Here is a 10,613-nt window from a genome sequence, read left to right as displayed (position 1 = left end):
CCCCTCCCTCCCCGGTCGAGTGGCCCGTCGCAGACCGCTCCGCTGATGACGGCGGCAGGGTCTTCGTCTGGCACATCCCGCTCCCCGGCGCCATACGCGAGGACCTCGACCTCATCCGGCGCGGCGACGAGCTCGTGGTCACCGCGGGGCAGTTCCGCCGTATCGTGCCGCTTCCGTCGGCCCTGTGCCGCTGCACCGTGGACGGCGCGTCCCTGCGCGGGGGCGAGCTGAGGATCCGTTTCGTGCCGGACCCGGACCTGTGGCCGCGGGAGCGGTGAACCCCGCCTCCCCGTTCGGGTAACGTCGAAGGTACGAACCGTAGGCAGGAGTCCGCCATGAGCGAAGAGCGCCCCACGTCCGACGCCGCTCCGGAGAAGGGCCGGGACGAGGCGGCCGGCGAGGCGCGTCCGACCGACCCGGACGCCTGGGCCACGGCGTGCGAGGAGGACCTCGCGGCGGAGAAGGCCCGGCGCCGCGCCCAGCACGGGCCGCCCCCGGGCTCGGCCGCCGAGGAGCTGCGCAAGCTGGTCGACGTCGTCGCCGACAAGCTGTCCGGGCTGCAGTCGCCGCTGTTCGGCGCGGTCGCCTCGGGTACCGCCCAGCAGATGGTCAACCAGGTCGTCCGGCAGGCCAAGGCCGCCGTCGAGCCGGTGATCGAGCGCAACCCCGATGTCTTCGACCACCTGGCCACCGCCGGCTCCGAGCTGCTCGCCGCGTACCGCTCGGCGGTCGAGGCGCAGGAGAGGCGCTGGACGAACCGTGACACCCGGGACGGGCGGGACCAGGGCGAGGGACCGGGTCCCGGCGAGCGCATCGACCTGGACTGACGTCCCGCCTCGGACCTGCTGCCGGGTTCCCGCCCACCCCGTGGGACGACGGAAACCTGATGGCAGGGCCTCGGGTACGGTTGGCCATAGCGGGGCTCGACCGAAACTGAGGGATTCATGGGACTCACCATCGGCGTCGACATCGGCGGCACGAAGATCGCGGCCGGCGTGGTCGACGAGGAAGGCAACATCCTCTCGATCCACCGGGTGCCGACTCCGGGCACGCCCGAGGCCATCGTGGACGCCATCGCCTCCGCCGTCGAGGGCGCCCGTGCCGGACACGAGATCGTCGGCGTGGGCATCGGAGCCGCCGGTTACGTCAACCGCCAGCGCTCCACGGTCTACTTCGCGCCCAACATCGACTGGCGCCAGGAACCGCTGAAGGAGAAGGTCGAGGCGCGCGTCCAGCTGCCGGTCGTCGTGGAGAACGACGCGAACGCGGCGGCATGGGGCGAGTACAAGTTCGGCGCGGGCAAGGGCCACCGCAACGTCATCTGCATCACGCTCGGCACCGGCCTCGGTGGCGGCATCATCATCGGCAACAAGCTGCGCCGCGGGCACTTCGGCGTGGCCGCCGAGTTCGGCCATATCCGTATGGTCCCGGACGGCCTGCTGTGCGGCTGCGGCTCGCAGGGCTGCTGGGAGCAGTACGCGTCCGGGCGCGCCCTCGTCAGATACGCCAGACAGCGCGCCAACGCCACCCCCGAGAACGCCGAGCTGCTGCTCTCGCTCGGTGACGGCACCCCCGACGGCATCGAGGGCAAGCACATCTCGATGGCCGCACGCCAGGGTGACCGCGTGGCCGTCGACTCGTACCGGGAGCTGGCCCGCTGGGCCGGCGCCGGACTCGCCGACCTTGCCTCCCTCTTCGACCCCTCCGCCTTCATCGTCGGCGGCGGCCTCTCCGACGAGGGCGAGCTGGTCCTCGGACCGATCCGCAAGTCCTACAAGCGCTGGCTGGTCGGTGGCAACTGGCGCCCGGTGGCCGATGTCATCGCGGCCAAGCTCGGCAACGAGGCGGGTCTGGTGGGCGCGGCGGACCTGGCCCGGGAGCCCGACCCGATCATGTGAACCCCGTGAGGCGCCGAGGGACACTCCTTCGCGCCGTGCGACAGCCGCCGTGCGACAGGCCCGCCGTGCCCTTCTCCGGGGCGGCGGGCCTCGTCGTATGTTGAGCGCCATGTCGACGACCGCGCCGAGGGAAACCACTACGCTGCCCAATTCCGGTACGGGACCCGACGGTTCGGCCGTCATCCGGGTCCTCAGCTACAACGTCCGCTCGATGCGCGACGACACCGCCGCGCTCGCCCGGGTGATCGGCGCCTGTGCCCCGGACCTGGTCCTCGTGCAGGAGGCCCCTCGCTTCTTCCGCTGGCGCAAGAAGCTGGCGCGGCTGGCGGCGGCCTCGGGGCTCGTGACCCTCTCGGGCGGCGCCACCGCGTCCGGCCCGGCGCTGCTGTGCTCCCTGCGGGCGACGGTCGAGCGCACCGAGGACGTGCTGCTGCCCCTGACCCCCGGACTGCACCGGCGTGGCTTCGCGACGGCGGTCGTACGGTTCGGGGGCGCCCGGCTGGGGGTCCTCAGCTGTCACCTGAGTCTGCAGAAGGCCGAGCGGTACGAGCAGGGCGGCATGCTCCTCGACCGGCTGGCCGGGATGGGCGTGGAGCACGCGATCGCGGGCGGCGATCTCAACGAGCGCCCGAACGGCCGCACGTTCCGGCGCCTCGCCGCCGAGCTCCAGGACTGCTGGGCGACCGCTCCCTGGGGCGGCGAGTACACCTCCACACCCACCGACCCCCACCAGCGCATCGACGCGATCCTCGCCACGCGGGCGATCGAGGTGCTGGGCTGCGGGGTGCCCGTCGGCCACCCCGGAGTCACGGAGAACGACCTGAGGGCGGCCACGGACCACCTGCCGGTCCTGGCCGCCCTCAGGGTGCCCGGCGCTTCCTAGGCGTTTCGCTACGGGCGTTGCCTGGCCTTGTCGACGATCGCCCAGGTGTCGAGGTAGGAGAGCTGGGTGTACGTCTTCCTGTTCTTGCCGTCGCCCGAGTCGCGCTCGTCACGGAAGCCGAGGAACCGGTACGTGTCAGGGGCGAAGATGAAGCGGCCGCCGAAGCCCTTGGCCCCCTCCGGGAGCCTCGGGTCGTTGTACGTGATGGCCACGCCGGTACGGCCCTTGGCGTCCTTCTGGTTCGGTACCACCTTCACTCCAGGCACCATGCCGAGCGCCTCGTAGGCCGCCGGGCGCAGCCCCTCCGGCATCACCGGGACCAGTTTGAGCAGCGCGGTGAGGCTGCGATGGATGTCCCCCGCCCACTGGGTCTCGGTGATCTCGTCGAGCGAGTGGTTCTTGTCGTCGGGCCCGTACACGAGCCGCAGGATCAGCTTCTCGGGGTCGGTCGGGAGCTTCTCCAGCGTGTCCCAGTCCTGAGGCGGCCACAGGTGCTGGTCCTCCTCGAGCGGCGGTGACCACCAGCCCTTGCCGAGCTCCATGACCCAGGAGGACTGTGAGTCGTCCACCGAGCGCCAGTTCTCGTCGACGTAGCTCTTCGTGGCGCCGGTCTTCTGGTCGGTCTCCTTGATGATCTCCCTGGTGTAGATGAACTGGTCATCCTGCGGGCTGACCGTCTGCTCGTGCTTCCGCTCGTACGCGGCCGCACCGTTGAGCACAGTCTGCGCGCTTACGTTCCGCAAGGCCGGGGAGCTGGTGGCCGGCAGGGTCGCCGTCCGTCCCGTGCCGCCGTCGTCCCGTACGGCGACCAGTACACCGGCGGCGACCGAGGCCGCGACCGCGCCGGTCAGAGCGATACGGAGGACGGGGCGTCGGCGAGGCCGTACGACCGGGGCGGGCTCGGCCATCGCAGCGAACAGGCGCGCACGCGCCCGCCGCCGGGTCTCGTCGTCGAGCGGGGGAGTCCCCGCGGTGAAGTCCCTCAGTTCTCGCAGTTCGTCGATGTCACGCATGTGCGTCTGCCTCCCGGAAAGCTGTCGGATCGGATCCGCCCAGTGCTTCGCGCAATCTGCTGCGAGCCCGGTGCAGCCGGGATCTGATGGTGCCGACGGGCACGCCCAGGGCCTCGGCCGCCTCCTCGTAGTCGAGGCCGCCCCAGGCCACCAGCAGCACCACGTCCCGGTGCCGGGCGGACAGCCCGGCCAGCGCGGCGGCCAGTTCCCGGCGCACCCCCGTGGCACCGGCCCTGGCGACCGCGCGGTCCGCGACCGGTTCCTCGTGCTCGACCGCCGCCGGGACCTGGGCGAGCGCCTTGAAACGGCGCGCCTCGGCCCTGCGGTGGCGACGCACGAGGTTGGTCGCGATACCGAACAGCCAGGGGCGGGCGTCGGTACGCGTGAGGTCGTACGAGTGGCGTCGCTGGAAGGCGGTGACGAACGTCTCCGCCATCAGATCCTCCGCCGCCTCGGGACCGAGCCGCCGGGCCGCGTAACGGTGCACGGCGTCGGCGTACCGGTCGAAGAGCGCGGCGAACTGCTCGGGCTCGTCCCGGGACCGCGCGATCACGCGGGCGTCACTCTCCTCGCGATCCTGCTCGCGGGTGCCGAGGCCCGGTGGTCCGACGGTCATCGGGGCTCCTCTCGTTCGTGTGAACGCCTCGAAGGCTCGGGCTGGTTCGGGTTGTTCACCTTTCCTTCGCCGGTCGGCGGGATCTGGTTCCATTCCGTTCCGGGACCCTGTTCCGGGACTCCGCTTGCGGGTCTCCGGTGCCGGGTCACGGCGGGGCGGGGCCGGTGGCATACCGAGGGCCCGTCCGGAACGCTTCCGGACGGGCCCTCGTACCGCTTGGGTCTGTCGGCGTCAGACGACCGCGCCGCGCCCCGGATGGTCGTCGTCCTCGTCGTCGTCCCTCATGCGCATCACCAGCGTGGCGAAGCCGCCGAGGAAGCCGCCGATGCCGAGGGTGGCCAGCCACCAGGTCATGTCCCAGCCGAGGAGCACGGCGAGCAGGAGCAGGACGGGCCCGCCGACCACCGCGAGCCAGGCGAACTTGGCCGTCGCGTCGGCCGCGGGCAGCGGGGGCGGCTCCGGCGGGACGAAGTGGCCCTCGTCGTCCTCGTCGGCGTCGTCCTCGCCTGCCTCCGGCACCCGGTAGTCACGTGGTCCGGAGCCGACACCGGGCGCGAAGGAGACGGAACTGCCCAGGGGCTTGGCCGCCGAGGGCCCGCCCTCGTCGGGGCCCCCGTCGGGGTCCTCGCCGGAGGACTCGCCGGACGATGTGTCAGCGGACCTGACGCCGGGCTTGCTCGTGGACGCGTCGTCGGACTTGTCCGGGGAGCGGCCCTGCGAGCCGGCCCGGGAGCCGTCCTCGGAACCAGCTTCGGAACCAGCCTCGGAACCGGCCTCGGAGTCGTCCGGTTCGGCCTCCAGGAGGGCCAGGTCCTCCACTGATCTGAACGGCCGGGTGCCCGGCGGGTCCGGTGGCTCCTCGCCGTACCCGGCGACGATCGCCTGCCACGCGGCGTCCTCGTCGAACGGCACGTGCTGCTCCTCGCCCGACGAGTTGTCGACCGGGTCGCCGCGGCGGTCGCCCAAGGGGGCGCCCTTCTCCTCCGGCTCGCGCTCGGAGTCGTGCTCAGCCACCTGTGGCCGTCCCTTCCTGTTGGCTCACCTGGCCCACGTCGGCCGCGTCCTTGCCGACGCCGGGCGCGAGCCGGCCGATGAACGCGTAGCTCTCCTCGAAGATCCGCTCCGCGTCATTGTCCAACGTCGCCACGTGGTAGCTCTGTTCCAGCAGGATCTCGGTGACGTCCGTGGACGACACCCGGCTGAGGATCCGCGCCGAGTCGGCGGGCGGTACGACGTGGTCCTCGGGGCTGTGCAGCAGCAGCATCGGCTGGGTCACCTGGGGGAGCTCGCCGTCCACGATCCGGAAGAAGTTCCGCAGTGCGTGCGCCGCGTGCAAAGGGACCCGGTCGTAGCCGACCTCGACGACGCCGTCCTTCTTGATGTCGCTGGTGACCCCCTTCGTCGTACGGACGAAGTGACGGGCCACGGGGAGGGCGTGCGCGGACAGGCCGTGCACCTTGTTCGCGGGGTTGACGACGACGATGCCGCTGACGGCGTCCCCATGCTTGGCGGCCAGGCGGAGGGTGAGCGCGCCGCCCATGGACAGACCGAAGACGAAGACCCGCGCACAGCGCTCGCGCAGGGCGCGCAGCTCGCGGTCCACCTCGGCGTACCAGTCCTGCCAACCGGTGAGCTGCATGTCCTCCCAGCGTGTGCCGTGCCCCGGCAGCAGCGGCAGGGCGACGGTCAGACCACGCTCGGCGAGGTACTCCGCCCAGGGGCGCAGCGACTGCGGGGAACCGGTGAAGCCGTGGCAGAGGAGGACGCCGACCTCCCCGCCCTCGTGGCGGTACGGCTCGGCTCCAGGAAGGACCGGCACGATCGGTCTCCTGTTCGGTGAGGTGAGGACCAGGAACGAGGAACACGCCCCGGGGCTTCGCCCCCCTCGGACATCCGTGTCCGGGACCGCGGGCCTTCGAGGTGTACTTCACCGTACGCGACCACACTGACACCGACCAGGTTCTTTCCCCCACCGCCGGCTCCGCCGCCTGCCCCGGGCCGGTACGTGCCGCTTGTCCCCGGGTGGGGTCGTCGTGCAGTGGCGACAAGCCCGTCGGGCCCGCTGGTGGTGCTCCGGGTTAAAGTCTGATCAACAGATACGGGAGGCACTCGGTTGTTGTACGGCGCGATGAAGGTTTCCATCGGGGGGCCGCTGAAGCTTGCCTTCAGGCCCTGGGTGGAGGGCCTGGAGAACGTTCCGGCCGAGGGCCCCGCGATCCTGGCGAGCAACCACCTCTCCTTCTCGGACTCGTTCTTCCTGCCCGCCGTCCTCGACCGCAAGGTGACGTTCATCGCGAAGGCCGAGTACTTCACCACGCCCGGTGTGAAGGGCCGGCTCACGGCCGCCTTCTTCAAGGGCGTCGGCCAGCTCCCGGTGGACCGCTCCGGTGCGCGCGGGGCGGGTGAGGCGGCGATCAGGAGCGGTATCGAGGTGCTGGAGCGCGGCGAGCTCTTCGGTATCTACCCGGAGGGCACCCGCTCGCCCGACGGCCGCCTCTACCGCGGCAAACCCGGCGGCCTCGCGCGTGTGGCGCTTGCCTCCGGAGCACCCGTCATCCCGGTTGCCATGATCGACACCGAGAAGATCCAGCCGCCCGGGAAGATCATGCCGAAGCTGATGCGCCCGGGCATCCGCATAGGCGAACCGCTGGACTTCAGCCGCTACCACGGCATGGAGCACGACCGCTTCGTCCTGCGCGCCATGACCGACGAGGTCATGTACGAGATCATGAACCTTTCCGGCCAGGAATACGTCGACATCTACGCGACCGCCGCCAAGCGGCAGATCGCGGAGGCGGCCAAGGCCGAGAAACAGGCCGGGAAGGACGCCGAGAAGGCCGAGCGAGCCGCGAAGGCGGCGCTGGCCAGGGCGGAGAAGGACCAGGCCGAGAAGGAGCGGGCCGCAACAGAGCACACGGAGCGGGGACAGCAGCGACGGTCCGGCTCCTAGAGGCGTCCGTCAAGGGCGGGGTGGGGGAACATGTCCAGGGGCGAGAGAGTCATGAGGATGTCGGTCGAGCAGCCGCTGTGGCGCGCCCTGACCGGCTACCGCGTCCTGACACTGCTGTACGCGATAGGCCTCTTCGCCAGCGCGTACGAGCAGTTCGTCCGCCCCTGGGTGGCCATCGGCTACTTCGTGGTGCTGTCCGTGTGGACGCTGGCGACCCTCCCCAGGGTCGCGAACGCCGCCAACTGCACCAAGCGGTTCCTCGCCGCCGACCTCACCGTCGCCCTCGCCGGCATCCTCCTCACCCGCTTCGCCGACTCGGTCGAGCGGATCGAGGCAGGCGGTCCCACCCTGCCGTCGATATGGACCGCCGGCTCCGTCCTGGCGTTCGCGATCAAGGGCGGCTGGCGCTGGGCCGCCTTCGCCTCCACGCTCGTCGCCGCGGCCAACCTCGTCCACCGCGGTGCCCCCACCCGCGACACCATCCACAACGTACTGCTCGTCTGGGTCGCCTCCATCGCCATCGGATACGTCGTCGAGGTCGCCCGCGCCTCCGAGCGCACCCTCGCCCGCGCCCTGGAGATCGAGGCCGCCACCCGCGAGCGGGAGCGGCTGGCCCGCGACATCCACGACAGCGTGCTCCAGGTCCTCGCCATGGTGCAGCGGCGCGGCACCGCGCTCGGAGGCGAGGCGGCGGAGCTGGGCCGGCTGGCCGGCGAGCAGGAGGTCGCCCTGCGCACCCTGGTCTCCGGCGGGCTCGTCCCCCTCTCGCGGGTCTCCGAGGACGCGGCCCAGGGCGCGGTCGTACGGGCGGTGGACGAGCCGGACGATCCGGATGACCCGGACGGGGCGGCGCGCCCGGTGGACCTGCGCGCCCTCCTCGCCCCGTACGCCGGCGCCAGGGTCACCCTCTCCGACCCCGGCGCCCCGGTGCCGCTCGCCCCGCTCGCCGCGCGCGAGCTGGCCGCCGCTGTCGGTGCCGCGCTGGACAACGTCCGCAAGCACGCCAGAGAGGGCGCCGCCGCCTGGATCCTCGTCGAGGACGAACCGGACGAGGTGATCGTGACCGTCCGGGACGACGGTCCGGGCATCCCGGAGGGGCGGCTCGCCCAGGCCGAGGGCGAGGGGCGGCTCGGGGTGGCCCTGTCCATCCGGGGCCGGCTGCGCGACATCGGCGGCACGGCGGACCTGATCTCGGTCCCGGGACAGGGCACGGAAGTCGAACTGAAGGTACCGAAGGCCCCGCAGGGGGCGAAGGACGCACGGGGGAAGGCGGAGCAGCGGTGACGGAGAGCAGGGAGAGCCGTGATCAGGGGGCGGTCGACGGGCGACCCGTGCGGGGCGCGATCAGGGTGATGGTGGTCGACGACCACCCCATGTGGCGCGACGCCGTCGCCCGCGACCTGGCCGAGTCCGGTTTCGACGTGGTCGCCACGGCGGGCGACGGCGAGCAGGCGGTGCGCCGCGCCCGGGCCGCCGCACCCGACGTTCTCGTCCTGGACCTCAATCTGCCGGCGAAGCCCGGAGTCCAGGTGTGCAAGGAACTGGTGGGTGCGAACCCGGCGTTGCGTGTGCTCGTCCTGTCGGCGAGCGGCGAACACGCGGACGTCCTGGAGGCGGTGAAGTCGGGTGCCACGGGATATCTGCTCAAGTCGGCCTCGACCGAGGAACTGATCGACGCGGTGCGTCGCACGGCCGTCGGCGACCCGGTCTTCACACCGGGTCTCGCGGGGCTGGTCCTCGGCGAGTACCGCCGCCTCGCCTCCGAGCCCGCCCCGGCCGCGGGTGCCGACGAGCCCAAGGCGCCGCAGCTCACGGAGCGCGAGACGGAGGTACTCCGCCTGGTCGCCAAGGGGCTGAGCTACAAGCAGATCGCCGAGCGCCTGGTCATCTCCCACCGCACGGTGCAGAACCACGTCCAGAACACGCTCGGCAAGCTCCAGTTGCACAACCGGGTGGAGCTGGTCCGCTATGCCATAGAGCGGGGTCTCGACGACGCGTAAACACTGCGCTTCACACGATCGAGTGATCCCGACTTGATCAACTCACCCACAATTCACCGGAATTGACCTTCCCGCCCATGCCGAAGTGACCTGGGTCACTATTAGCGTGGCTGTCGTCAGGTGTGGCGCGTCGGCGACGCACGTCAGGCACGCATAGGGCGAAGGGACACTTCCATGCGGGTCGGAGTACTGACCGGAGGCGGCGACTGCCCCGGTCTCAACGCCGTCATCCGGGGCATCGTCCGGAAGGGCGTGCAGGAGTACGGATATGACTTCGTCGGCTTCCGGGACGGCTGGCGGGGTCCGCTCGAGAACGACACCGTCCGGCTCGACATCCCCGCCGTGCGGGGCATCCTGCCGCGCGGCGGCACCATCCTCGGCTCCTCGCGCACCAACCCCCTCAAGCAGGACGACGGCATCCGGCGGATCAAGGAGAACCTCGCCAAGCAGGAGGTCGAGGCGCTCGTCGCCATCGGCGGCGAGGACACCCTGGGGGTCGCCGCGCGTCTCACGGACGAGTACGGCGTCCCCGTGGTCGGCGTCCCGAAGACGATCGACAACGACCTCTCGGCCACGGACTACACGTTCGGCTTCGACACGGCGGTCGGTATCGCCACGGAGGCGATCGACCGGCTGCACACGACGGCCGAGTCACATATGAGGGTTCTGGTGGTGGAGGTGATGGGCCGCCACGCCGGCTGGATCGCGCTGCACTCGGGTCTCGCGGGCGGCGCGAACGTCATCCTCATCCCCGAGCAGCGCTTCGATGTCGAGCAGGTGTGTGCCTGGGTCACCTCGCGGTTCCGGGCGTCGTACGCGCCGATCGTGGTCGTGGCGGAGGGGGCCATGCCCAGGGACGGCGACATGGTGCTGAAGGACGAGTCGCTGGACTCGTTCGGGCATGTCCGTCTCTCCGGTGTCGGTGAGTGGCTGGCCAAGGAGGTCGAGAAGCGTACGGGCAAGGAGGCGCGTACGACCGTCCTCGGTCATGTCCAGCGGGGTGGCACGCCCAGCGCCTTCGACCGCTGGCTCGCCACGCGGTTCGGGCTCCACGCGGTCGAGGCCGTCCGGGACGGGGACTTCGGCAAGATGGTCGCGCTGCGTGGCACGGACATCGTGCGGGTGCCCATCGCCGAGGCCACGGCGAAACTGAAGACGGTGGACCCGAAGCTGTACGAGGAGGTCGGAGTCTTCTTCGGCTGACGCCGGGGCTGTTTTCGCCCCCGCCGCCCCTACCCGTCCCATCACTGGGG

12 protein-coding genes are annotated in these 10,613 nt (G+C 71.3%); 8 read left to right on the top strand and 4 right to left on the bottom strand.

Annotation, left to right across the window (positions count from 1 at the left end; all coding sequences use genetic code 11):
- The 4 genes from FNH04_RS32475 to FNH04_RS32460 form a co-directional block, all read left to right on the top strand.
- A partial coding sequence (locus FNH04_RS32475) for an ArsA family ATPase (RefSeq protein ID WP_456154883.1) occupies nt 1–278 on the top strand: 278 nt, incomplete at its 5' end.
- Nucleotides 279–335: 57 nt separating this feature from the next.
- Nucleotides 336–827, top strand: coding sequence for a DUF5304 domain-containing protein (locus FNH04_RS32470; RefSeq protein WP_152789441.1), 492 nt, complete (start codon nt 336–338; stop codon nt 825–827).
- Nucleotides 828–944: 117 nt separating this feature from the next.
- Nucleotides 945–1,898: an ROK family glucokinase gene (locus FNH04_RS32465; RefSeq protein WP_152789440.1), complete on the top strand. Its 954-nt coding sequence runs from the start codon at nt 945–947 to the stop codon at nt 1,896–1,898.
- A 109-nt stretch (nt 1,899–2,007) separates the two neighbouring features.
- Nucleotides 2,008–2,781 (top strand): endonuclease/exonuclease/phosphatase family protein, encoded by a 774-nt coding sequence (locus FNH04_RS32460; RefSeq protein ID WP_152789439.1) that lies wholly within the window; start codon nt 2,008–2,010, stop codon nt 2,779–2,781.
- Nucleotides 2,782–2,789: 8 nt separating this feature from the next.
- Here FNH04_RS32460 and FNH04_RS32455 read toward each other — a convergent pair whose 3' ends face one another.
- The 4 genes from FNH04_RS32455 to FNH04_RS32440 all read right to left on the bottom strand — a co-directional run bounded on the left by FNH04_RS32455 (nt 2,790) and on the right by FNH04_RS32440 (nt 6,229).
- Complete coding sequence (locus FNH04_RS32455) at nt 2,790–3,794, bottom strand: CU044_5270 family protein (RefSeq protein WP_152789438.1); 1,005 nt, start codon at nt 3,792–3,794, stop codon at nt 2,790–2,792.
- Nucleotides 3,787–4,410 (bottom strand): RNA polymerase sigma factor, encoded by a 624-nt coding sequence (locus FNH04_RS32450; RefSeq protein WP_152789437.1) that lies wholly within the window; start codon nt 4,408–4,410, stop codon nt 3,787–3,789. Before FNH04_RS32450 ends, FNH04_RS32455 begins: the two co-directional genes overlap by 8 nt.
- A gap of 231 nt (nt 4,411–4,641) precedes the next feature.
- Entirely contained in the window at nt 4,642–5,424 is a 783-nt protein-coding gene (locus tag FNH04_RS32445; protein WP_322724468.1) for a hypothetical protein, read from the bottom strand.
- The gene (locus FNH04_RS32440; protein ID WP_322724467.1) at nt 5,417–6,229 is read right to left on the bottom strand and encodes an alpha/beta hydrolase; all 813 of its coding nucleotides are present in this window, start codon (nt 6,227–6,229) and stop codon (nt 5,417–5,419) included. The genes FNH04_RS32445 and FNH04_RS32440 overlap by 8 nt, the downstream gene beginning before the upstream one ends.
- A gap of 309 nt (nt 6,230–6,538) precedes the next feature.
- On the opposite strand from FNH04_RS32440, the gene FNH04_RS32435 reads away from it, so the two are divergent.
- From FNH04_RS32435 to FNH04_RS32420, 4 genes are all read left to right on the top strand, one after another.
- Nucleotides 6,539–7,360: a lysophospholipid acyltransferase family protein gene (locus tag FNH04_RS32435; RefSeq protein WP_152789435.1), complete on the top strand. Its 822-nt coding sequence runs from the start codon at nt 6,539–6,541 to the stop codon at nt 7,358–7,360.
- A 30-nt stretch (nt 7,361–7,390) separates the two neighbouring features.
- A complete protein-coding gene (macS, locus tag FNH04_RS32430) occupies nt 7,391–8,644 on the top strand; it encodes a MacS family sensor histidine kinase (RefSeq protein ID WP_194236888.1) in 1,254 nt (417 codons plus the stop codon).
- A gap of 68 nt (nt 8,645–8,712) precedes the next feature.
- The gene (locus FNH04_RS32425; RefSeq protein WP_152789442.1) at nt 8,713–9,360 is read left to right on the top strand and encodes a response regulator; all 648 of its coding nucleotides are present in this window, start codon (nt 8,713–8,715) and stop codon (nt 9,358–9,360) included.
- Between the two features lie 174 nt (nt 9,361–9,534).
- On the top strand, nt 9,535–10,563 hold the full coding sequence (locus FNH04_RS32420; protein WP_152789433.1) for a 6-phosphofructokinase: 1,029 nt from the start codon (nt 9,535–9,537) through the stop codon (nt 10,561–10,563).
- Nucleotides 10,564–10,613 lie beyond the last annotated feature (50 nt).

The sequence above is a fragment of the Streptomyces phyllanthi genome, from assembly GCF_009377205.1.
GTDB classification, from domain to species: Bacteria; Actinomycetota; Actinomycetes; order Streptomycetales; family Streptomycetaceae; genus Streptomyces; species Streptomyces phyllanthi.
The sequence above is the reverse complement of the archived record's forward strand: the minus strand, read 5'-3'. Positions and strand labels throughout refer to the sequence as shown.

Bases quoted from the DNA above. Each gene is read 5' to 3' on its own strand.
- FNH04_RS32470 (WP_152789441.1), top strand. From the start codon at position 336: ATGAGCGAAGAGCGCCCCACGTCCGACGCCGCTCCGGAGAAGGGCCGG.
- FNH04_RS32465 (WP_152789440.1), top strand. From the start codon at position 945: ATGGGACTCACCATCGGCGTCGACATCGGCGGCACGAAGATCGCGGCC.
- FNH04_RS32460 (WP_152789439.1), top strand. From the start codon at position 2,008: ATGTCGACGACCGCGCCGAGGGAAACCACTACGCTGCCCAATTCCGGT.
- FNH04_RS32455 (WP_152789438.1), bottom strand. From the start codon at position 3,794: ATGCGTGACATCGACGAACTGCGAGAACTGAGGGACTTCACCGCGGGG.
- FNH04_RS32450 (WP_152789437.1), bottom strand. From the start codon at position 4,410: ATGACCGTCGGACCACCGGGCCTCGGCACCCGCGAGCAGGATCGCGAG.
- FNH04_RS32435 (WP_152789435.1), top strand. From the start codon at position 6,539: ATGAAGGTTTCCATCGGGGGGCCGCTGAAGCTTGCCTTCAGGCCCTGG.
- macS (WP_194236888.1), top strand. From the start codon at position 7,391: ATGTCCAGGGGCGAGAGAGTCATGAGGATGTCGGTCGAGCAGCCGCTG.
- FNH04_RS32425 (WP_152789442.1), top strand. From the start codon at position 8,713: ATGGTGGTCGACGACCACCCCATGTGGCGCGACGCCGTCGCCCGCGAC.
- FNH04_RS32420 (WP_152789433.1), top strand. From the start codon at position 9,535: ATGCGGGTCGGAGTACTGACCGGAGGCGGCGACTGCCCCGGTCTCAAC.